General features: G+C 68.0%; 18 protein-coding genes. 7 read left to right on the forward strand and 11 right to left on the reverse strand.

Translation table 11 applies throughout. From position 1 onward, the window contains the following. Window positions 1-64 precede the first annotated feature (64 nt). Window positions 65-322: a helix-turn-helix domain-containing protein gene (locus WH07_RS00005; protein WP_046494019.1), complete on the reverse strand. Its 258-nt coding sequence runs from the start codon at window positions 320-322 to the stop codon at window positions 65-67. 1,080 nt (window positions 323-1,402) lie between these two features. Here WH07_RS00005 and WH07_RS00015 point away from each other — a divergent pair. Together WH07_RS00015 and WH07_RS36810 are read left to right on the forward strand one after the other, a co-directional pair. Then, a complete protein-coding gene (locus WH07_RS00015) occupies window positions 1,403-1,663 on the forward strand; it encodes a DUF2399 domain-containing protein (protein WP_232788641.1) in 261 nt (86 codons plus the stop codon). A 382-nt stretch (window positions 1,664-2,045) separates the two neighbouring features. Further along, on the forward strand, window positions 2,046-2,453 hold the full coding sequence (locus tag WH07_RS36810) for a hypothetical protein (protein WP_232788639.1): 408 nt from the start codon (window positions 2,046-2,048) through the stop codon (window positions 2,451-2,453). 11 nt (window positions 2,454-2,464) lie between these two features. Here WH07_RS36810 and WH07_RS00025 read toward each other — a convergent pair whose 3' ends face one another. From WH07_RS00025 to WH07_RS00055, 7 genes are all read right to left on the reverse strand, one after another. Continuing rightward, complete coding sequence (locus WH07_RS00025) at window positions 2,465-5,764, reverse strand: type ISP restriction/modification enzyme (protein ID WP_046494025.1); 3,300 nt, start codon at window positions 5,762-5,764, stop codon at window positions 2,465-2,467. A gap of 227 nt (window positions 5,765-5,991) precedes the next feature. Next, entirely contained in the window at window positions 5,992-6,291 is a 300-nt protein-coding gene (locus WH07_RS00030) for a hypothetical protein (protein WP_157877137.1), read from the reverse strand. 171 nt (window positions 6,292-6,462) lie between these two features. After that, window positions 6,463-8,106, reverse strand: a complete 1,644-nt coding sequence (locus WH07_RS00035; RefSeq protein ID WP_046494029.1) for a restriction endonuclease fold toxin-2 domain-containing protein — start codon at window positions 8,104-8,106, stop codon at window positions 6,463-6,465. 505 nt (window positions 8,107-8,611) lie between these two features. Then, window positions 8,612-10,300: an ABC transporter ATP-binding protein gene (locus tag WH07_RS00040; RefSeq protein ID WP_198533678.1), complete on the reverse strand. Its 1,689-nt coding sequence runs from the start codon at window positions 10,298-10,300 to the stop codon at window positions 8,612-8,614. Between the two features lie 110 nt (window positions 10,301-10,410). After that, entirely contained in the window at window positions 10,411-11,502 is a 1,092-nt protein-coding gene (locus tag WH07_RS00045) for a hypothetical protein (RefSeq protein ID WP_046494033.1), read from the reverse strand. Window positions 11,503-11,508: 6 nt separating this feature from the next. Beyond that, a complete protein-coding gene (locus tag WH07_RS00050; protein WP_046494035.1) occupies window positions 11,509-12,567 on the reverse strand; it encodes a hypothetical protein in 1,059 nt (352 codons plus the stop codon). Between the two features lie 477 nt (window positions 12,568-13,044). Continuing rightward, the gene (locus tag WH07_RS00055) at window positions 13,045-14,625 is read right to left on the reverse strand and encodes a purple acid phosphatase family protein (RefSeq protein ID WP_232788640.1); all 1,581 of its coding nucleotides are present in this window, start codon (window positions 14,623-14,625) and stop codon (window positions 13,045-13,047) included. A 199-nt stretch (window positions 14,626-14,824) separates the two neighbouring features. On the opposite strand from WH07_RS00055, the gene WH07_RS00060 reads away from it, so the two are divergent. The 3 genes from WH07_RS00060 to WH07_RS00070 all read left to right on the forward strand — a co-directional run bounded on the left by WH07_RS00060 (window position 14,825) and on the right by WH07_RS00070 (window position 17,499). Beyond that, the gene (locus tag WH07_RS00060; protein ID WP_046494036.1) at window positions 14,825-15,277 is read left to right on the forward strand and encodes a hypothetical protein; all 453 of its coding nucleotides are present in this window, start codon (window positions 14,825-14,827) and stop codon (window positions 15,275-15,277) included. A gap of 281 nt (window positions 15,278-15,558) precedes the next feature. Then, complete coding sequence (locus tag WH07_RS00065) at window positions 15,559-16,587, forward strand: SDR family NAD(P)-dependent oxidoreductase (protein WP_079022818.1); 1,029 nt, start codon at window positions 15,559-15,561, stop codon at window positions 16,585-16,587. A gap of 144 nt (window positions 16,588-16,731) precedes the next feature. Further along, entirely contained in the window at window positions 16,732-17,499 is a 768-nt protein-coding gene (locus tag WH07_RS00070; protein WP_046494038.1) for an SDR family NAD(P)-dependent oxidoreductase, read from the forward strand. Window positions 17,500-17,733: 234 nt separating this feature from the next. Here WH07_RS00070 and WH07_RS00075 read toward each other — a convergent pair whose 3' ends face one another. Genes WH07_RS00075 through WH07_RS00085 form a run of 3 tightly spaced genes read right to left on the reverse strand, consistent with a single transcriptional unit; the run spans window position 17,734 to window position 19,604 of the window. Beyond that, the gene (locus tag WH07_RS00075; RefSeq protein WP_079022814.1) at window positions 17,734-18,327 is read right to left on the reverse strand and encodes a flavoprotein; all 594 of its coding nucleotides are present in this window, start codon (window positions 18,325-18,327) and stop codon (window positions 17,734-17,736) included. Window positions 18,328-18,343: 16 nt separating this feature from the next. After that, on the reverse strand, window positions 18,344-19,099 hold the full coding sequence (locus WH07_RS00080) for a L,D-transpeptidase (RefSeq protein WP_052744155.1): 756 nt from the start codon (window positions 19,097-19,099) through the stop codon (window positions 18,344-18,346). Next, on the reverse strand, window positions 19,089-19,604 hold the full coding sequence (locus WH07_RS00085; RefSeq protein ID WP_046494039.1) for a SigE family RNA polymerase sigma factor: 516 nt from the start codon (window positions 19,602-19,604) through the stop codon (window positions 19,089-19,091). Before WH07_RS00085 ends, WH07_RS00080 begins: the two co-directional genes overlap by 11 nt. A gap of 118 nt (window positions 19,605-19,722) precedes the next feature. Between WH07_RS00085 and WH07_RS00090 the strand changes: the two genes are divergently transcribed. Both WH07_RS00090 and WH07_RS00095 read left to right on the forward strand, forming a co-directional pair. Next, window positions 19,723-20,772 (forward strand): L,D-transpeptidase, encoded by a 1,050-nt coding sequence (locus WH07_RS00090; protein ID WP_046494041.1) that lies wholly within the window; start codon window positions 19,723-19,725, stop codon window positions 20,770-20,772. 100 nt (window positions 20,773-20,872) lie between these two features. Then, a complete protein-coding gene (locus tag WH07_RS00095) occupies window positions 20,873-21,133 on the forward strand; it encodes a hypothetical protein (RefSeq protein ID WP_046494048.1) in 261 nt (86 codons plus the stop codon). Window positions 21,134-21,192: the final 59 nt, after the last annotated feature.

The raw sequence follows: 21,192 nt of genomic DNA on the forward strand, positions 1-21,192 counted from the left end.
ACAACCGCGGTGTCCTTACTCGGTGGAGGATGCTCGGTCAGGGGCGGTGGGTGGCGGGCCCGCCTCAGGTGGTGCTGGGTCCCTCCAGCAGCACGAGGGGTGAGACGAGGAGTGCTTCGGCTATCGCGACGAGGTCGTCGACGTCGCAGCGCCGCTGGGCACGTTCGATTCGGGACAGCATCGTGTTGGACATCGGACGGCCAAGGGCCGTGACGCGGTCGGCCAACTGGCGCTGGGCAAGACCGCGTTCGGTGCGGAGGATTTCGATGGTGTGGGCGGTCCGTATTCCTGCCGGACCCATTTCCAGAGAACGTGCTGCCATAGCTCCATTTGTAGCGCGCATTCCCCGGTTTGGTTAACCGGGGATCGTCGGCTATGTTGCGCCCGCTTGGTCAGCGAGCAGGGCGAAATTCCAGTCCCCCACTCTAACGTCACGCGACCCGACACAGATACCTCGATGTGCTTCTGACGTGGGGTGTTGTGTTGTAGCTTCGCCGTTGCCGGCGCGTCAACGGCTTCCCGGTGTGATGCTTCTGGCTCGGTCGACAGGGCAACTATTTGGTCAACCGGCGATCGTGCCCTACGGTTTTGGTCCCGCCCGCTACCAGCCTGATTTCTTGCGGCCTTTCTGCCGTGAGAGATTGCGCCGGATCGGGCTGGACTTGCGCGACCTGGGTGTGGCTATGTTGACGACACCCCCCGGAAAGCGCAGTCGGTTCGCGTCGCACCCCGCGCCAACAGCCCGCCCCCTCCGTTCGAATCCCGCCCCGACCGACGGTGAGCCGTGGTGTCCGCCGACTTGGGAGACTCGAATCCCTGGGCGATGATGAGCTTCTCGGAGTCGGGGTCGATGTAGACCAGGTCGCAGCCGTGGTCCTGGCCCCCGTCGGTCAAGGCATCGACAGCCACGGCGCGGATATCGTCGATGTACAAAGCCCACTCGGTGCGTGGCTTTCCGAACGCCGATCTTTACCAGATGGCGTCGTACTGCCTCGGTCTGGGGCTCACCCGCGGGCACCTCATCTACGCTGCGGGTGAGAGACCAGCCCTGCGTCACACCGTCCAGCACTCCGGCATTGAGCTCATCCAGCACACCGTGCCGCTGGCTGCTGAGCCACCTGCAATACTCACCGCCATGTCACGAATCGCCGCCGCACTCGCTAACAAATCATGATGGTCTGACCAAAGCGCCTCAAGAAGGCTCAGCAGCATCCCATCACCCGACAGTATTCCCCGCCTCCTTCCTCCCGAAGTTCACGGATCAGGCCGATCAGCTATAGCGAAGATCGTTACGGTAAGAGCCTGGACGCGAGGGAGGGGACCCAATCCACGAGAGCGGACACGGTCGACCTGCAGCGGATCCCACCTCACGCCCAGCGACCTGCTCGGCCTACGGCTGCAACTGCCCGCCGGAACCGTCGTCCACATCTGTGAGAATCCGCGCGTAGTGGAGGCCGCAGCCGACTCGGCCTGCGCCCGGCCCCTGGTCTGCACCTCCGGCAGCGCCGCCACGGTGGTCCTCACACTTCTCGACGCCCTCGCCGCCACCGGCTGCCACTTCGCCTACCACGGGGACTTCGACTGGCCGGGCATCGCGCTGGCCAATCGGATGATCCGTTGCTATCGAAGCCTTGCCGTGGCGCATGGGCGCCGAGGACTATGAACACCAGGCTGAGGGCATCCCTCGACTACCACTCGACGGCCGGCCGGTCGACGCCGACTGAGACCCGGGCCTTGCCCCTACCATGACCGCCCTCGGCGTCGCGCTCCATGAGGAGGCGACGCTTGACCTGCCGGTGGAGGACCTGTCAGGCCAGACTTAAGGAAGGGAAGGCAACGGTACACTGCGGACAGCCTGCTCCCCGACGGAGGCACGTCAGGTCAGGGGCCTGATCTGCGTGAGCAGACACCACTGACGGAGGTCATAGCCTGTCTCCGACAGGAGCGGCCCGTGTTCCACTCCAAGGCTGACCTACAGCACAGCTTCGTGCAGGCCGCATCTGTGCCAAGCGGGACTGTCAGTGCCGTGTGCTAGGCATGGTGGCATGCACCCCACGGGTCCCTTGCCCCACGTAGACCTCACTGACTCGCAGCGGCAGCTGCTTGCGCATCTGGTATCCGCCTCCCTGCCTGACCCCGGTGGCAGTGGGGGCGTCGCGGAAGCCGTGGTCGCATACGGCCTCGACCCCGACCAGGTACGCGCCGATCTGCGGTCCCTGATCTGGTTGAAGTTCGTCGCCCGGGACCGTGGCCGGCTGTTGGCCACCGATCTCGGAGCAGCCGTCCATTTTCGTTCTTTGTACGAGTCGGCGGAGGAGCGCCTCAGTGAAATTGCCCGGCTTGTCGAGGCGTACAAAGTACAGGCACCCTCGTTGACTCGTTGCGTTCGGCGACTGGCTCAGGGCTCCATCTCTTTTGAGGAAGCACTGACCAGTTTGGGTGACTCGGATTGAGCAGGTCCTGATCAGCTCACGTCCTCCTTGGGGAAGAGCACGTCCGCGGAACGTTGCCGTGCCTTCCGGCTCGCAGCCGCGATCGGAAGAATCCGGGCCGTAGTCAGGTCTGCCTGCGAGACCACGGGTGCGGCAAGTATCTCGGTCAGCAGCTCATCCTGAGCGGGGGCCATGTCTGTGAGGCAACGCAGCACAGAGAGCAGTTCGATCAGCTCTCTGGTCCATTCCTGAGGCCAGCGCTCGACGTGGATGTCGTCCAGCGGGCTTGTCTTCTTGCTGCTGGGACTGGCCTTGCGGTAGCCGAACCACTTGTTGATGATGCGCATGCCTCCGACATCGTAGGCCCATACGGCTTCGGGGACCCGGGCGAACGCTCCTTCTCCGATGTAGAGCGTCTGCGCCTCGGCGTCGTAACGCAGGCGATGCGGGACCCCGTTGCCGATGTTCTTGAGGTAGCGGACTTGCCGCTCATCCCCTGCGGGGAATTCGACGCAACCAGCGGGTCGTCCCGCACTCAGGTCAGCGCACCGCTCGCCGTATGTCGAGGCCCACAGAACCTCGCTGCCGAGAGCGACTGCCCGATTCCATAACGCCTCGTCCCGGGTCAGCGGCAACCGTACGCCGGGGGTGAGCAGTTCCTCGGCGAATCGTTCGGTGAAGGCGGTGTGGCCCGCGACGGCTACTGCGTACGCGGCCAGTTCGGTCGCGGTGACTCGTTCCGCACCCAGCGATCGGGCGAGATGGGACAAGAGGCCGGCCGGGATGTTGGGAGAGCCGTCGGGATGCAGGACAGGCATGATTCTGCCCCCGCGCCCATTGAAATGGTGCGTGTCAGGGATGAGATGGGTTACTACGACAGCCGGTCCGGAATCGATCTCGTGCGACGACTGCTGGTTGAGGAAAAGCTGCCCGTCCTGCATTGACGCCCATAGATCGGGGCGTGCGTAATCGAGCACCCGGTTGTCCGCGATCAACCATTGCCGGTCGAAGCTGCGCAGGGCCGTGCGAACGAGTCTGGGACTGACGGAGGTCTCCTGACCGGCTGGGAGCAGAGAAGCCGACTGCCCCGGCAACGGCTCCTTCTTACTGTTCAGTGTGCGGTCGCGTGTCTCCTTGAACAGCTTGCTCTTCTCCGTCGGGTCGGTCTCGCGTACAAACGTTGCCCAGCGTCGACGTAAAGTTTCGGCGGAAGGAGCGCTGGCCCAGGAACGATTCGACTTCGCGCCAGGGCTGCCCCAGGGAAAAATGTCGTCCAGTGCCGGAAAGTCCTCCCACCCGGACAGGGTCAGTGGGGTGAAGGGACGAGCGGCCTCAGCATGCGTCTCCCGCCAGCCGTCGTCGTCCAGACCGATCTCTCGCAGTTGTCGGAACTTCTCGTTGCGCCTGCCCGCGAGTGAGCGGTAGTGGACCCGCGCACGGTGGTCCTTGTTCCGCACTGCACCTGCCTTGCGGACAAAGATGCAGATGGCGAGCGGCTGGGCGACACCAGGAAAGATGCGAGTGGCGACTTCCGCTCGCTGTCCCTCGGGGGAGAGATTGATGACCCAGCCCTCGTCACATGTACGACGCAGATAGTCGCGCATGCCCCGGCCACCGGGCCCGGTCGCCCACCCGGAGGGAGTGATGAAGCAGACCACACCGTGCTGATCGTCTTCGTGCGCGTCGAAGACCTTCCAGGTGGCCCAGCGCCAGAAATACACGTACATGTTCTTGAGCATGTGCTCATAGCGCCCGTTGCCCGGATACCGAAAGCCGTCGAGCGGGGCCGCCTCGTGTTTCCCGCTGCCCTTCTCCACCCATCCGCCGCGGTTCTCCGCCTTGTCGTCATAGGGAGGATTGGCGATAACGACCGTGACGGGGATATTCGCCTTCAGGTTGTTGGCGCGTCTCCGGGAGTCCGACAGCGGACCGAAGGTGGAAGGCAGGTAATCGTCCTCAACAAAGGGATTGTCGAGGGTGTCGGTGACAAAGAGGTTGAGGCCGCCCTCGGGCAACGGCGAGTGATAGCGCTTGAGAAGGTCGGATGTCCGTAACTCCGCGACGGCGAAGGGCCCCATCTGCAATTCGAAACCGTTGAGACGCGATGCGAGCCGGGATATGGCGTCCGGTGCCATGGCGGGCCCGTAGCGGTCGGCGGCCTGTTCTGCCACCCGTTCGATGATCGTGTGGAGGTAGGTCCCGGTGCCCATGGCAGGATCCACGATCCGTACCTCGTCCGTGCCGAAGCCGTCGGCCTGCCCCAGTCGGGTACGCAGCACGTCCTCGGTTAGACGAACCATGTCCTCCACAATCTCGTGCGGGGTGTAGTAGGAGCCGCTCTTCTGCCTCAGCTCGGAGTCGTAGACGGTCAGAAAGTGCTCGTACAGATGGAGGTAGGCGTCACGGTTTCCTGTGCGTATCGCCGACCAGTTCACCTTGGCGATTGTTCGCTGAAGCAGTTGGATTGTGACGCTGAAGCGTTCATTGACGTTGCCGGTGAGCAGTTGCAGCGCCCGTCCCATCAGCGCGTGGTCCGCGTCCAGCAGGCGACCGACATCGTGGAGGCTCGCGCTCTCGGTCAGGTGGTCGTCCGAGCGTGCCAGCAGGAGAGCGAAGGTGACGGCCTGCGCGTAGCCGTCCGCGAACGTGGCATCGTCGGCGGACGGGAACAGCAGCTTGCGCCAGTCGTTCTTCAGACCGGTGAAAGGTCTGGCACGTATGTCGGTGTCCGGACTGGAGGACTTGGCTTCTGCGGCCAATTGTTCAAGAACGGCAGACCGGAGGAGGCGGCAGAGCGGCGCGACGTGCTGGACGAGACGGGCGACCTGGGAAATGGGAGCGGGCTTCCACAGAAGGAAGGTCTTCAGCAAAGCGTCAAAGGCGGCAGGATCAGCAGGGACGAGCCTGTCCCCCGCGCTCTTCAGCGAGCCGGTGAACCAGACAGTCTCCCCCAGTTGTCTGCCGTCCCGGAACAGTCTCCACTCCGTCCCGTTGGAGTAGAGCAGGTTGGGCAGATTCCGCAGCTTCTCCCACTGTTCCCGGTTGGCCCTGCTGAACGTAGCCGGATCGACCGGAAGGCCAGGCTTCTTGAGCTCGATGTAGCCGGTCAGCTCACCGTTGGCGCGGACAGCGTAGTCGGGCCGCACCCCGAGGTCGGCAACGCGGAACTCGTCATGCCACATAACTTCGGGCTGTTGGTGGTACTCACCCACCGCCTGAAGCAAGACCTCGAGCGGTCCGCGAATGGCGGCTTCGTCACCTCCGCCCCCGGACAACTTGAGCTTGGACATCCGCCCGAATTCCGCCACGGCAGCGAGCAGCCAGCCGTACATCCCCCCTGACATCTTCCCCCCACAGGTCGCGTCAGAGCGCCGAGCCTAACTACATGATGTCATTTTGGGAATACGAAGCGTCGTCCAATGCAAGCGATCGGCGCCGCAGACAGGGCTATGGTTCAGACCGCCCGGTCGAGGCCGGCTGTCCGCGTGGAGATCTCCGGGCTGTCTGTGGCTACGGCTTCGCGGATCGCAATCGTGCTGCTCGCGCACACGGGCGCGGGCTATGGCGTGTCGATGGTGTCGAGATGATGGCGCAGAACGGCCCTGATCTCTTCGGTGCTGCCTGTGGCCGGCAGGGATGACGGGGTGTCTTCGCCGTTGGCCATGGCGAGGCTGCTGGCGAAGCGTACGAGGTGCGGGGCAGGGACGAAGAAGTCGCGGAGCCATACGGCGAAGACGGCGGCTTCGTCGGCGGTGACATCGGTGAGGGTGATGTAGGCGTAGTCGGGCCTGGGCATCGCCGCCGTTCCGTCCACCCACGCGTCCGGGGCCAGCTCGACCTCGAAATCGAGCACGGTCATGTTGTGGATCCCGGATTTCCGGTATTCCACGGAGGGTTCGGGAAACGCCTGCCTCAAAGCCCTCTCCAGAGACTCAAGGGTGGCGTGCCAGGCTCCGCCATCGTCATCGGGCGGGTAGAAGGCGAAGTTGGTCCGGAGGTTCCGCTCAGCGGGCACTGTCTTTCCTCGGTCTCAGGGTACGTATCGCGTCGAGCCGGGCGTACCCGTCATCGCCATCATGGACTGCCAGTAGGCGGCGTTGTCGCGCCCGTTCGTGACGATCTCAAGGCCCCGGATCTCAGCGTTCGCGGGATTGGCCATGGCCTGTTTGTAGCGCACGAGTTCCTTCTCGTCACCGCCGTACATGGCGTCGACGACCGGGTCCCATGCGATCTCTCCCCTGTTGTTCACTTTGACAGGCTTGGCCAGTGTGCCTTCGACACGGTCGAGGGAGCGGAAGCTCTTCTTCTTGCAGTCCGGGTCCCGCACATGCTTCGCCTCGACGAGATGCCCGTCGGCCGGGCGTATACCGTCCACCATCAGTCCTCGCTTCTTCCCTGCCAGAGGTACCTCTCGCTCGGGATAGCCGGCGATGCGGAGTTGGTACGCGTTGTCCGGGTCAGTCGGGCCGCCGCCGCCCGCCAGTCCGCCCCGGTTGAGGGAGTTCATCCAGGTGCGGAACTGCTGCTGTTCGGCGACGGTGAGCAGGCGGGTCGTGCCCGGTGCCGACGGAATGGGGTCGGCGGTGGGTATGCCAGGGTCGACGGGGTTGGCCAAGGGCAGCAGAGCCGGCGCCTGGCCTTGGTAGGACGCGAGGGCGAAGGGCACCGGGACGGGTATGCGGATCAGCGGAGGAAGGAAGGGCATTCCGGGGTTTCGTGGATCGTCCGAGCCGTGCGGCAGCTTTACGCGGGCCTCTGACGCGTCCAGAGCGTGGGCGACCTCGCCGAGCCGGTGGATCCACGGGTCCTCAAGCACGGCGTTGTGCAGACCGCCGTCATATCCGTTCCCGCCGAACATCGGCTGGTCCCAAGGCATATCCATCTCGAACAGATCCATCTGGTGCTGGAGGATCTTCTCCTTGGCAGCTTCGACGTGGTCGGCATACCGGTCGCACGCCTTGGCCAGCTGGGTGCAAGCCGCCACCAGGTTCACCATGAGGGGCTCATCCTGCTGGGCTCGATCCGAAGGGCACGTGGTCCCCACGCAATTCTTGAAGTACGTCCGGAAGGAATCCGCGGCCTCGCCCGAGTGCGCCTTGTCCGCTGTCGAAGCATAGGTCTGGGCGTCTTCGAGGAAGCGCTGCATCAGCGTCCCGGCATGCCGCCATGAGCCGGCTACGTCCCTCAGCTTCTCCGGCGAACCCCGGAAACGATCGCTCCGGCCGCCGGGCGCGTACTGGTCGTACCACGCCGTCTCACCCACCACTTCGGGCAGTTCCTGGCCGAGCCCGAGATAGTTTTCCGTACAGTCCTCACCCGGGTCGCCCATGCCAGCCGTCAGGTCGACCTGTTTGCCGATGATGGACGCGACGACGCGGCTCTCCTGCGCCATGAACTCACGCGCGTTGCGCATCAGGCCCCTGCCGGATTCCCCCAGTACGTACGAGCTGAACCCCATCTGGTCAAGCGTGGCCGCAGCCGCGGACTTGTACACCTTCGCGAAGTCGCGGCCCGCGTCATCATCACCGGCCATCCCGTTCTGCCGGTCCAGCTCATGGGACAGGGCTATCGCGGTGTCGCGAGCACCTCTCATGACATCGGTCGCCAGCCCCATGGCGCTACGGATCATGCCCTCGGCGATCACTTTCACATCAGGCGCCAGCCCACCACTCATGAGCGTCCCCTCCCGTTCACCGGCTTTGCGAGCACGAACTCTCCTCAGCCACGCTGCCGTTCTATCTCACCGTCAGTCGTGTGTGCGAGGGGTTCACGGCGTGGCTCATAGCATTGGCCGAGATGGCTGGGGTTACGTGCGAACACTGGCCGGAGCCCGGCAGCGCTCCTGGGAGCCATCTGGGAGCCGATCCGCTCCCCAAGCCCCTTCCAGGCCACCCGAGACCCCACCAGCCCAACGCCCTGACCAGGCAAAACTGCAATCAGGCCGGTGTCGATCACGCCCGACCCTCATTCGGGACGAAGAGGTCGTGGGTTCAAATCCCGCCACCCCGACAGCCGAAACACCAAGTCAGGGGCCTGATCCGCATCGCGGGTCGGGTCCCTGCCTGGTTTGTGGGGTCCTCCTGGGTGTCGTTTGGGTGTCGAGTCCCCCGACCGCGTCCGCGCGTACCTCTTGTCCGGCGCCATCGGCAGCTCCGGCCCCGCCAAGGACTCGCGACCCTTCAGGCCATCCGTCGGGTTGCCCGTGCTGCCTCCCGCCGGGATGACGCCGAGGTCGGGCTGTGCAACATGCGTAGCGCGCCGTCGTGGAGGTGGATGGTGCGGGTGGCGAGGCGGGTGAGGGCCGGGCGGTGGGTGGTCATGACCGCTGTGCGGCTCTCGACCAGGCGGCCGAGCGCGCGGACGACGAGTTCCTCGGCGGCGTTGTCCAGTCCCGTGGTGGGTTCGTCGAGCAGCACAACGGGGGCGTCGGCGAGCATGGCGCGTGCGATGCCGACGCGTTGGCGCTGGCCGCCGGACAGTCCGGCGCCCCGGTCGGCGAGCCGGGTGCCCAGGCCGTCGGGCAGGCGTTCGGTGAACTCGGTGACCAGGGCCGCCTCCGCCGCCCGGGCGACCTCGTGCGGGCCGGCGTCGGGTCGGGCGTACCTGATGTTGTCGGCGATGGTGCCGGAGAACAGGAACGTGTCCTGCAGTACGACCACGATCTGGCGGTGCAGCCAGATGGCGGGCATGTCGGTGAGGGGCAGTCCGTCGAGGAGCAGGTGGCCCCGGGTGGGCGGGTAGAGCCCGGCGATGAGGGAGAGCACGGTGGATTTGCCGGAGCCGTTGGGTCCGAGCAGCGCGAGGTGTTCGCCGGGGTGGACGGTGAGGTCGAAGTGGTTGAGGACGGGGCCGCGGCCGTAGTCGAGGGTGATGTCGTGCAGGTCGATTCGGCCGGTGGCACGGTCGGGCAGGCGCCGGTGTCGTGTCGGGGGCGGCGGTGGCTGGTCGAGGATGGCGGCGACGCGTTCCGCGGAGGCCGCGCCCTGGGGGAAGGTGATCGAAAGGCGGGACATCGACCGCATGGGTTTGATCATGTCTTTGAGGTAGCTGGTGACCACGACCAGCAGACCGACGGTCCACCAGTGGTTCACGACACCGAGCCCGCCCGTCCACAGCAGTGCCGCGGTGGCCACCGCGGCGGCGGCTTCGAGCAGTGGAGTGAAACGGGCCCGCAGTTCGACGCTGCGCAGGCCGGCGTCGAGGGTGGAGCTGTTGCTGCTGGCGAAATGCGCGTCGTGCAGATCCTGGCGGCCGAAGGCATGGATGGTGCGGATGCCTTGAAGTGATTCGGTGACGAAGGCGGCGAGGTGTCCTTCGGCGGCGCGCTGCCGCCGTTCCGTCTGGCGGGTCAGCCGGGTGTAGCGGGCGGCCGTGATGAGTATCAGCGGGGCGCCCCCGATCGCGATCAGCCCCAGGCGCCAGTCGACGGAGAGGATGACGACGGCGTAGCCCGCGAGGGCCAGCAGTCCGGGCAGAAGTGTGGAGAACAGGTCGACCAGAGCGTCCTGGATCCGGCTGGTGTCGATCGCGACACGGCTCGTCAGTTCCCCGGCGGCCTGCCGGTCGTGGTAGCTCATGGGGAGCCGTTGCATATGGGCGAAGACGTCCGTACGGATCTCCGCAGTGATGCGCTCTCCGGCGCTGTTCATCACACGGTCGCCGAGGTAGTCGAAGGCCCCAGAGGCGAGAGTGATCAGCAGCAGTGCGACGGCGGCCACGCTGAGCATGGCCAGCGGGGAGTCGCCCACGATGCCCGTGAGCCAGACCAGTGGGCCGCTGGTCCGGCCCTTGAGTACGTTGTCGATGACCAGCGCCAGCGGCCAGGGCGCCGCCAGGTCGGCGATCAGTTCTCCGATGCGCAGTCCCACGCCGAGCACGAGCGTGCCCAGGTGCGGGCGGCCATAGGAACGGAATCGCCATAGGTGTCGCAGCATTCCCGCATCGGCTCGGCGGCCGCTCATCTGCCCACCTCCCCGGTTCATCGGCCCACCTCCCCGGTCAGGTCCGCGCGGGCGGCGTCCTTGAGGGCCTCGTTGCTCGCGCCGGGGCGTATGCCGTGCTCGGCCATGGCGGCCAGCACCACCGGCGCGAGTCCGGGGTCGGCACGGGTGATCGCGGACAGCAGCCGTGAGAACTGGCTGCGCTCGTTCAAGGCGTCCTTGGTCCACCGGGCGGCATCGGCTCCGGCCGACTCCATGCCGCGCAGCAGCGCCGCGTCGAAGCGCGCCGCGTCGGCACCCGTGGCGATGGTCCGCTCACGAGCGGACCAGCATGCCGATGCCCACACGGTGCCGTCGGCGTGCGGGTCCGGGTCCGGCCCGCCCCAGAAGTGCGCCATTGTCCAGCGGGGTTGCAGTTTGCGGCGCCGCGGGTCCCAGTCGGCGATGGCCCTGCGGTGCCAGCCGTAGATGTCCGGGGTGCCCAGCAGGATGGCCGTGAGGACATCCGCCGTGCCCTCGTCCAGGGCGATTTTCCGGTTGGACTGCTGCGCGGGAGGACGCAGCCGGTTGAGCCGGAAGTCCGCGGTGTGCCGGCACACATGATGGCCGACCTCGTGACAGATGATCGCGGGGTTGTGTGCGGGGGCATGGAAATACCGGCTGCCGTCCGGTGCCGGGACGAATCCGTCACCGCCTCCCAGATGGACCTCACCCGTGCGGCTCAGAGCGGCGGGCTCGTCCGTGAGCGACGCCCTGGGAAGCCTGTAGTGCCCTCCGTGCCAGCGGCGGGGCTCGTTGTGCATCCCGATTCTGACCAGCAGGTGAGGGAGAGGGTGGCCGAGCAGAGCCGAAACGAACAGCAGGGCGCGCTGGACGTGGAAGGCCGTGTTGGTCACGCCGAATGCCCGGGCCTGCCGGTCCGCGGCGGCGTCGGCCAAGGGGCCGCCACCGGCCGCGGGGTCGAACATCAACGTGGAGCCGTCGAACAGCCGCCCGCCGCGCTCGTCACGGACCGTGGCCTCGGGCAGCACCACTTCGGCCGGCCGCAACTCAACGACGTCCAGGGCGACTTCGCGCAACTCCCCGGGCCGGGGACCCCCGTCGGGTATGTAGACGATCGCCGGGATCACGGGGCATCATCCTCGGGCAGCGGCGTCGGCGAGGGGTCCCGCCGTGGCGGCGGTCTGCCGGGCCGGCGCACGCACCAGGTCCACGGCCGCGCCGTTCGCCAGCTGTGGCGGGGACAGGACCGGCAGTCCCGTGGCCGCGCGTGCTTCCTGGGAGGCAAGGGGGCTGGCGGTGACGAGGCCGCTCACCACGCGTACCGGAACCCCCATTCCCCGCAGGATCGTCACCCCGGCCACCGCGTCCAGCGCGTTGGCCGCCGCCAGTACGACACCGTGGGCGAATCCGGGCAGGCACTCGGCGAGCGCCCGTGTCTCGGACTGCAGCAGCCCGTCGGCTATCTCCAGGACGACCACGTCCGCACCGTCGTCGACCAGGGCGTCGCGGATGGCGATCATCGTCGTCCGCAGCCGCTCGACCGGATAGCCGAACGTGGACGACATGCCGAAGTCGAGGAATTCGGCTACGGCACGGGCGCCCGCGTCGATGTACGTCCAGCGGTCCTTGCCGCTGCCGGAACCGGTGACCTTGCCCGCGCCGGCAGCCAGTCCCGCTCGCGTCCAGCCGCACACCATGGCCGACGCCGTCGTGGTCTTGCCCGCGTTCATCGACGAGCCGAGCACGACCAGAGTGCCCCACTCCGGCGCCGTGTGCGGCGACGGCGTCCGCGCGTAGTGTTCCAGCGACAGCGGCCTCCCGGACCGGTCGTTCAGCGTGCCGATCACCTTCAACTCGGTCGGCGGCAGCCGTCGCGTATGCGCCGAGGCGACCGTTCCCACAAGGCCGCCCGCCGTGAGCAGATGAACGTTGGGGCCGGTCGGCAGGTAACCCTCGTAGAAGTCCGTGGCGTACCGGTTGCCGTACGCACCCACCACGATGTCGCCCGAATAGAGACGGACGCGCCGGCCATGGACATCCTCCAGATGGTCGAGCTCGCCCAGGTGGGCCACCGTGGCAACCACGAGATCCCCGAGCTGCGGTTCGCGAACCGATCCACCGGGCACGGTCGCGTCCCGGTCGTGGATCCGGCGCGTCACATAGCCCCACTTGGCCCCGGCAAAGTCTCTCATCGCAGATCCCTCACGGTGCGGGTCGGGCCCGTGCCGGCGCCCGAGCGAGTGGTCGTCCCTTCGATCGCTCACACCCATGTTCGGTGCTCCCGCGATCGATCGCATTGTGGTGGCGGCCCTGGCGGTGGCCGGTGTGGCGAAGATCCAGTGCCAGAACGGGAGTCCGCGGGTCCCAAAATTCTCGGCGGGTACGGTGGCGAGGGTGCGACCGCGGGGCCTACGGGGAAGCCTGCGAGTTCAAGCAGACTCCGGCAGGAGCTGAATCCGTGTACGGCACACCCATGGAGTGCGCAGACGCTCTCGCCTGACGTTGTGTGACGACGGTTGGCGCAGTCTGACGACGGTTGGCACTGTCGGACGACGGCCCATCAGCTTTGTGGGGTGAGTTCCACCACCGGCGGACGCGGAACCATAAGTACAGCGGCACAGCACGGCATCCGCTGCGACTGACAGTGACCGTCAACGACCCCGCACCGTTCAGGGCCGGTCTTCCGATCCGATCAGGAGGGCCGGCCCTGAGGCGGCCGGACGGTTTACGACTGGAGGGTTTACGGCCGGACGGTTGACGGCTGGAGGGTTGACCGCTCGACGGTTTACGGCTGGACGGTTGTGGACGCCGGACAGGTCGTGAGCGGTCACGCTGTTGCGGTCGAGGACGCTGCGGCCGAGTGCGAACTGCGGCCAGATCCCGGCGGCCTGGCGGCGGCTGCGTTCGCTCCACTCCCTGGCCGGCCCGCCTCTGGTCTTGTAGTAGTTGAGCGCGTAGCCGCCGCTGTGGATCCGCAGCAGGCAGAAGCCGCCGGGGTACTCCTTGACGGCGCTGACCTCCTGAAGTGTCACGCCGGGCGCCCGCGGGACGACGGTCCGCTTGTTGCGGTGGGTGTGGCCCGCGTGGTGCAGGAAGACGCCGGGCGCCGAGGCGTAACCGTCCAGGATCGACCGGGCCTGGCGTCTGTCCAGGCGCTGGCCGCTGGTCACCGGGAACGGCGAGTGCGGTACGGCCAGCGGGTGGTGCCCGAAGACCACCGTGGGCTGGTCCTCGTGCTGCCTCAGGCCGTCCCGGAACCAGGACAGTTGTTCTTGCGAAAGTCCGCCGGCACCGCCGCCGTTACCCGTCTTGTCGTAGGTGTCCAGGCCGACGACGCGCAGACCGTGCAGGTCACGGGAGAAGTACGTGGGCCCGTCGCCCTCGAAGAAGCCGTCTCGGAAGGAGTCGTACGCCTTGGGGCGGTCGTGGTTCCCGCGGGCGACGAAGTAGTCCTCGCCGTAGCTGCCGAAGCCGTCGAGGATCTCCTTCGCCCTGCGCAGGTCCGCCGCTCCGCCCTCGGCGGAGATGTCCCCCGCGGCCAGCAGATAGTCCGCCCCGCACCGCGCCGCATCCTCCACCAGGGCCCGGCTCATCACCTCCGGGTACGGCGCGAGCCCCGGGCTCTGCGCGATGCCGCGCAGCAGCGGGATGCCGGCGATCCGCCCGGCGGTGGTCTCCCCGAGGTGGAGGTCGTTGCACAGCGCGATCGAGAACAGGTAACGCCCCGGCGGCGGCTGGGGCGTGGTGAACGAGTAGGGCCCCGCCGAGCCGAGCCCGTACGGAGAGGTGCCCACCGCGTTGCCCGAGACGAGGTGCAGAGGGGTGGGCGTGGCCGCCCTGCCCCGGGAGCGGGCACGGTAGTAATACGTCTGGCCCGGCTCAAGGCCGGTCAGTTCCACGTAGTGGTACGCACTGGGGCCGTCCCCCACCGCACTCCGGTCCAGCCGGGCGGGATGCGTACCGTAGACGACCTCGCCCTCGGTGACGGCGGGAAGCATACGGCCGAGGCCGTCGTCAGTGCCGGGAACGCCGGTGTACCAGGTGACAACGGCCCGGTCCTCGGTAAGCGTCACCAACTCAAGATTGACGGCCGACACCGCGTCGCGGCCGCGGCGACGGCCGGACCCCGCATCGCGGCGGGAGTCGAGGGCGGTCACGCGCGCGGCGGAGGCGATGACCGCGGCCCAGTGGAGGAGTTCCTGCCGGGTGGAGCGACAGCAGCGCATGTCGGGCCAGTGCCCACGGGCCATGAACGCCCGAGAAGCTTCCGTAGGCACCATCACATATGCGAAGTGACATCTCACTCCGGCCACCGCCCCCGCCCGCCGCTTGCGGGCCGTACGACGCCGGGACGTCCGACGGTACTCGGCAGTCCATTCGCTCGCCCAGGGCGCGACAACCGTGGAAACCCGAGCGACGGAGCCTTCTCGTACCCGGCAGAATCCCGGCATGTCCACCGAGGTGAGCGGAATGATCGAGTGCAGGCCGGGAGCCCGTACGTGGGGTGAGGACGACGAGGACGCGGTGTGGCGGGTCGCCATCGATCTCGTCTTCCTCAACACCGGCAATGCTTACGACGCCCTTGCCTGTCTCTTCGGCGTCCGCAACTCCTTCGGTTTCCGGCCTCTGACGGAGGGGCGCGGACTGCCGGAAGACGCATCCGACCGGCTGCGCTCCGAGTTCACGGCCTGGGGCGGGCCGGAATCCGCCCATGGAACCACCTGGATCACCTGGGCCGAACTGACCGCCGCCGACTGGGACGGGACCGACCGGTCCGGCACCCGCAGTCGGCTCGTGGTCGCGGGAGAGGGAACCCACTGGGCGCCGGTCTGGGATGTGATGCGCGTACTGGGCGGGCTGCATGGCGCGGAGAACGTACGGCTCGTCGTCTGGTTCGACTGAGACGCCGGAACCGCAAGTCCGTCAGGACCTGGCCACCGAGTCATCCCGATCGGGCCCCTCTGCGGTGACGGGGCTGGGACGGGTTCGCTGTGGTGCCGGCATCGACCGTGCGGTTGCCTCTCCCGCACTGTCGGTTGGTTGTCGGTGGGGTGTCGGTGGGGGCCGGGAGCGTGGGGTGCGTGGGGCTTGGGCGTACGGGGCGCTTGGCTTCGGGGTCCTCGGTTGCCTCCGCCGTCCCGACCCGAGCCCGAGTTCGAGCCAAGGAGTCCGCCGTGCCGACCGTGTCCGCCGTAACCGCAGCGCCGGCCTGGGACGTTCGTCGTCTCCCTCGCGCCGACGGGAAGTTCTTCCTCGTCACCGGCGGGAACGCCGGGATCGGGTACTTCGTCGCCGAGCAGCTTGCCGGTACTGGGGGCACGGTCGTTCTCGGCTGCCGGGACGCGGTCAAAGCCGAGGCCGCGATGGGGTCGATACGTTCGCGCGTGCCCGGCGCCGAGCTGCGGCACATGCGGCTCGATCTGGCCGATCTCGGCTCCCTCGAAGCGTCCGTGGACGCTCTCGGGCTGGACCGGCTCGATGCCGTCGTCCACAACGCCGGTGTCGCGCTGGACCATACGCCGCGTCGCGAGACCAAGGACGGCCACGAGCTGATGTTCGCGACCAACCATCTCGGGCACTTCGCCCCGACCGGATGGCTGGCCCCTCTGCTCGCCGTCGCGCCGGGGAGCAGAATCGTCACCACCGGCAGCTTCGCGGCCAAGTCCGAACACCTGGACCTCGACGACCTCCAGAGCACACACGACTACCGGCCCAAGCGCGCCTACGCCCGGTCGAAGCTGGCGCAGACGCTCTTCGGCCTTGAACTCGACCGGCGGCTGCGCGCTGCGGGCAGTACGGCGCTGAGTGTGGTCGTCCATCCCGGCGGCGCGCTCGACTCCCTCACCCCCGCGCGCCCGCCGCTTCATGCCCGTACCTCTGCCGAGCGGCTGCGCGCGCTGCCCGCGGCCCTGCTCGTCCAGGGCAAGGAGGCCGGTGCGTGGCCGGCCGTGCGCGCCGTACTGGATCCGGCGGTACGGGGCGGTCAGCTCTGGGCTCCGCACCGGTTCGGCCTGCGCGGCGAGCCTGCCCTCGAAACCCCCCAAGGTCCGCGGGCCGACACCGCGACCGCGGCACGTCTCTGGACCGCGAGCCGCGCTCTGACCGGTATCGACCCGGCCGGCATCGACCCAACCGGTATCGATCCGGCCGGCATCGGCCCGAACGGTGTCGACCCGAGTGGTGCTGGCTCATTGACTGATCATCATCTTTGATGCGCGGAGACGGAATCCGCAGGGGCAGTCGGGGCGCACCGCGCTCGTTCAGGTTCCTCAAGGTGCACTGGGCGGTCGCTAAGTTTGTCGTAACAGAAATGGTTCCCTTCGAAATCCCAAGGGAAATCTCAAAGGATCGGTGCCATGGGACAACTCGACAGCAAGGTCGCCCTCGTGACCGGCGGAACGACCGGGATCGGCCGTGGGATCGCGGAGCGGCTGGCCGCCGAGGGGGCGACGGTGTACGTGACCGGGCGGCGGAAGTCCGAGCTGGACGAGGCCGTGGAGATCATCAACGGGCGGGCGACCGGTGAGCGGGCCATCGGCGTGCAGAGCGATGTGTCGAATCTTCTCGACCTCGACCAGTTGTACGAAATGATCGGGACCCGCAGCGGACGGCTGGACGTCCTTGTCGCCAACGCCGGCGGCGGCACCTTCGCGCGGCTCGGGGAGATCACCGAGGAGCACTACGACCGGACCTTCGACATCAACGTCAAAGGGCTCCTCTTCACCACCCAGAAGGCACTTCCTCTGCTCCCCGACGGCGCCTCGATCATCGTCCTCTCCTCGATCAACGCCTCGCTCGGCCTTGAGAACCAGAGCGTCTACAGCGCCACCAAGGCCGCCATCCGCAACCTCGCCCGCACCTGGGCCGCCGAACTCGCCGGGCGCGGCATCCGCGTCAACGCCATCAGCCCGGGCCCCATCGAGACACCCGGGATCCTCAGGATGGCCGGTGACGATCCGCAGGCCGAGAAGGAGTTCAAGGACAGGATTACGGCGCGGATCCCGCTCGGCCGGATGGGCCGGACGGACGAGGTGGCCGCCGCGGCCCTGTTCCTCGCCTCCGACGAGAGTTCGTTCACCACCGGAGCCGAACTGTTCGTCGACGGCGGCTTCGCGCAGGTCTGATCGCGTCACCGCCGGGCTCGGCGAGCGCGTCGCCGCCGCCGCGCTCCGGGTCCGGGCAGGTCCGCGCTCCGGGTCCGGGAAAGTCCGGGCTCGTGATCCGGGCGGTCCAGGCAGGTCCGCGCTCCTGATCCGGGCGGTCCGGGCAAGTCTGCGCTCCTGATCCGGGTGGTCCGGGCTGGTGATCCGGGCGATCCGTGCGGTCCGGGCTCCCGTGTCGTCACGGGGCGAGCGCCGTCACACCCGTGGAGCGAGCAGGTCCAGCGCCTCGTCCCAGCGGAAACCCGCCGCGACGTCGGCGCCGCTGTCGGGCTTGTGCGGTGTGTGCGTACCGATCAGGACGTTCATCTCGCGCAGCCGGTCCAGGCTCTGCCGGTACGCGGGGTGGGCGGCCTGGGCCGCGTTCAGGAAGGGCAGTACGGCGGTGGGGATGCCCATTCCGTACGCCTCGCACAGGATGCCCACGGCCAGGGTGTCGGAGATTCCCGCCGCCCACTTGTTGATCGTATTGAACGTCGCCGGGGCCACCGCTATCGCGTCCGGCGGCGGGAGAGGGCGCGGCTCGCCCGGGGTGCGCCAGGCCGAGCGGATCGGATAACCGGTTCGGACGATGATCGCATCGGTGTCGATGAACCTCAGGGCATGCGGGGTGGCGATCACCCCCACATCCCAGTGCCGCTCCTGAGCTGCGGCGATAAGGGTGGTGACGTCCGCGGCGATGCCGGCCGCGCAGACGACGACATACAGAAACGGGTTCTTGCGTTCATCGCCTGGCCGGACAGTCGGCTGATCCGACTGTCGGTCGATCGGCTGGTCCTGGAACTGATCCATCACTGCCCGCTCCCCTTCATTGCCCGCTCCCACCTGGACTCGCGGCCCCCTCGACCGCAAGGATGTCGCCCGGCCGGAGCCGCTCGTACAGCCACTCGGCGTCGGACGAGCGCAGACCGATCCAGCCGTGGGTGGTGTCCTGCCGGCCGGGCGCGCTCTCGTTGTAGGTCATGGCGACGATGTAGTTCGTACGGTTGTCAGGGGTACGCAGTTCGATGACCCACGGCAGCCTGACCTCGTACTCCCGCCCCACGACCGCGCCCGCGCCCATGCCTTCGGTGGGCATGCGCTTGTTGAGGTACTTGGCGGTGACGGTCATCCGGCCGGTGGGCGTGGGGGCCTTGAGCGCGCCCGAGGAGATGGGCAGTTCGCGGCCCGCGACGGTCAGCAGCCGACGCGAGAGATCGGCCGTGCCCGCGAGGGGTGCCGGGGCGCCGCGGCTCGCCGCCGGGGTGGCTGCCCGCTCGGCAGGACCGTCCTGACCGGCACCGAAACCGACGGTCAGGGCCACGACAACGGCTCCCGCGGCGACGGCTCCACCCGCCAGTGCCGCACCGCGCCTCCGGCCGCGCCGCACGGCCGCACGGCGCCTGATCTCCGCACCCGGAAGGCGTGGCGGACTCTCGTGCGACTGGGCCAGTTCGCGCAGCGCGCCGCTGAGTTGAGCACGCGAGCGCGCGTCGGCTCCCGCGCCAGCTTTCGCGCCCGCTTCAACGCCCGCTTCCGCGCAGCCACCGGTGAGGCCGACGGGATCGGTGAGGTCATCGGACACGGCCGTCCTCCTTCTCACCCTGCTCATCGGCGTCGCCCACGGAGAGATGCCGGGCGAGCGCCGCCCGGCCGCGCGCCAGACGGGCCTTGACGGTTCCGACAGGGGCGCCGGTTTCGGAGGCTACCTGCTCCACGCTCAGGTCGCACAGATGGTGCAGGACGACCGCCGTCCGCTGGGCCTCCGGCAACTGCCGCAGCGCCGCGACCAGCGCCGTGCGCTCCGGATCCGGGCCGGGAGGGTGTTCGGGCGTGTGGGTACGGCGTACCAGCTCCAGCCAGCGGCGCGCCCGGCGCCACCGGCTCACCGCGAGCCGCATGGCCACCGTACGGATCCAGGCCTCGGGAGCCTCGTCGGCCAGGAAGCTCTGCCGCCGGTCCCAGGCCCGTACGAATGCCTCCTGGACGACATCCTGCGCTTCGCCGTGGTCCCCGGTCAGGGCGTACAACTGGCCCGTCAGCCGAGGGAACGCGGACGCGTAGAAGGCGTCGAACTCGTCCTCGGTCATGCCCCCGTCGGCCCCCTCCCCGTACCGACCGCACCGAACTTCCTGGTTTCTTGTGCAACCCGTTCGGCTCCGTGGTGCGTACAGGTCGCGTACATCGAAACACAAGAGGGGGAATCCCATGATCTCGGGAGTCAGGACCGGTCGTCCGGCCCGTAGCACCGGTCGTCCGGCCCGTGTCCGGAGCGCGGTGGCCGTCTGCGCGGCAGCAGCCGCAGTCGCGCTCGCGCTCACGGGCTGTTCGGCCCAGGCAGGCACGGGCGGTACGAACGGTGCGAACAGTACGAACGGCAGCGCCGGCGATACGGAAGGGACAGCCGATCAGAAGCAGCCCGCCGTCGCGGACCCCGCCGCCCGGCGCGCGAACACCCAGGCGAAGCCCACGCCTTCAGCGACGCCCTCAGCGGCTCCGGAGCCGGCGGTGCTCAAGAACGTACGGATCAATGTCGCCGACGGACAGACCGTGGACGTCGGCATGCCCATATCGCTCACATTCGACCAACCCGTCCCGGACACCGAACGGGCGGCCGTGGAGCGGCTGTTGGCGGTCTCGACCTCGACGGGCGTCACCGGCTCATGGAGCTGGGTCAAGGACCGCAATCTGCTGGACGGACAGCGGATCGACTACCGGCCGCGCCAGTTCTGGGCACCTGGCACGAAAGTGACCGTACGGGCCGGCTCCGGTGTCACCCGTAACTTCAAGATCGGCCGCTCGTTGGTCGCCATCGTCGATGTCCGCACCCACACCATGACCGTCGACAAGGACGGCACCACCCGGCAGATCCCGATCACCGCGGGCGCCCCGGGCATGGACACCTGGAACGGCACCATGGTCGTCTCCGACAAGCAGCGCCGGGTGCTGATGGACTCCCGCACGGTCGGCTACGGGGACGCGTACAAGGGCTACTACTCGTACGCCGTCCACCTCACCACCTCCGGCACCTATCTGCACCAGAACCCCAAGGCGGACACCTACGCGGGCCGGCAGAACGTCACACACGGCTGCATCGGCCTCGCGACGGACGGCACAGCCAGGCGCTTCTACGAAGAGGTCATCCCGGGGGACGTGGTGCGGGTGACCGGTTCGACGGAGACGGTGGCGGCGGGCAACGGTTACGGGGACTGGAACCTCGATTGGGAGGAGTGGCGGGCGGGCAGCGCACTACGCTGAGTCCGGCCGCGGTCACGACGTGATGCGTATCCGTGCGGGGATCGGTATTCATATACGTCAAAGGTTGCGCACGCATTAAAGTGTCCCTATGGGCATGCGCATGAGCGGTCACGATCACAGCAGAACAAAGAGCAGGTCGGAGCGCGGAACCGAGTGGGAGACCGCGGTCCTCGACGGAGGGCCGGCGGACGGGGTACGGATGCGGGTCGCCGACCGGCCCGCGGTGGTGCAGGTGACGTACCCCTGCGAGGTGGAGGGGCCCGCGGGCGGAGCGCAGGTGGAGGCGCTCTACGTGTACCGGCGCGATCCGCGCGTACAGGAGGAGCCGCTGCGGTACGGGTTCGACCAGGCGAGCCCCTGAGAGGTACGGGACTCCGAGAGGTACGGGACCCTGAGGCGTACGGGACGGGGGTCGGGGGG

The organism is Streptomyces odonnellii, from assembly GCF_000981895.1.
Taxonomy (GTDB): domain Bacteria; phylum Actinomycetota; class Actinomycetes; order Streptomycetales; family Streptomycetaceae; genus Streptomyces; species Streptomyces odonnellii.

Bases quoted from the DNA above. Each gene is read 5' to 3' on its own strand.
- WH07_RS00005 (WP_046494019.1), bottom strand. From the start codon at position 322: ATGGCAGCACGTTCTCTGGAAATGGGTCCGGCAGGAATACGGACCGCC.
- WH07_RS36810 (WP_232788639.1), top strand. From the start codon at position 2,046: ATGCACCCCACGGGTCCCTTGCCCCACGTAGACCTCACTGACTCGCAG.
- WH07_RS00025 (WP_046494025.1), bottom strand. From the start codon at position 5,764: ATGTACGGCTGGCTGCTCGCTGCCGTGGCGGAATTCGGGCGGATGTCC.
- WH07_RS00030 (WP_157877137.1), bottom strand. From the start codon at position 6,291: ATGACCGTGCTCGATTTCGAGGTCGAGCTGGCCCCGGACGCGTGGGTG.
- WH07_RS00035 (WP_046494029.1), bottom strand. From the start codon at position 8,106: ATGAGTGGTGGGCTGGCGCCTGATGTGAAAGTGATCGCCGAGGGCATG.
- WH07_RS00050 (WP_046494035.1), bottom strand. From the start codon at position 12,567: ATGAGAGACTTTGCCGGGGCCAAGTGGGGCTATGTGACGCGCCGGATC.
- WH07_RS00055 (WP_232788640.1), bottom strand. From the start codon at position 14,625: ATGGCCCGTGGGCACTGGCCCGACATGCGCTGCTGTCGCTCCACCCGG.
- WH07_RS00060 (WP_046494036.1), top strand. From the start codon at position 14,825: ATGTCCACCGAGGTGAGCGGAATGATCGAGTGCAGGCCGGGAGCCCGT.
- WH07_RS00070 (WP_046494038.1), top strand. From the start codon at position 16,732: ATGGGACAACTCGACAGCAAGGTCGCCCTCGTGACCGGCGGAACGACC.
- WH07_RS00075 (WP_079022814.1), bottom strand. From the start codon at position 18,327: ATGGATCAGTTCCAGGACCAGCCGATCGACCGACAGTCGGATCAGCCG.
- WH07_RS00085 (WP_046494039.1), bottom strand. From the start codon at position 19,604: ATGACCGAGGACGAGTTCGACGCCTTCTACGCGTCCGCGTTCCCTCGG.
- WH07_RS00090 (WP_046494041.1), top strand. From the start codon at position 19,723: ATGATCTCGGGAGTCAGGACCGGTCGTCCGGCCCGTAGCACCGGTCGT.
- WH07_RS00095 (WP_046494048.1), top strand. From the start codon at position 20,873: ATGAGCGGTCACGATCACAGCAGAACAAAGAGCAGGTCGGAGCGCGGA.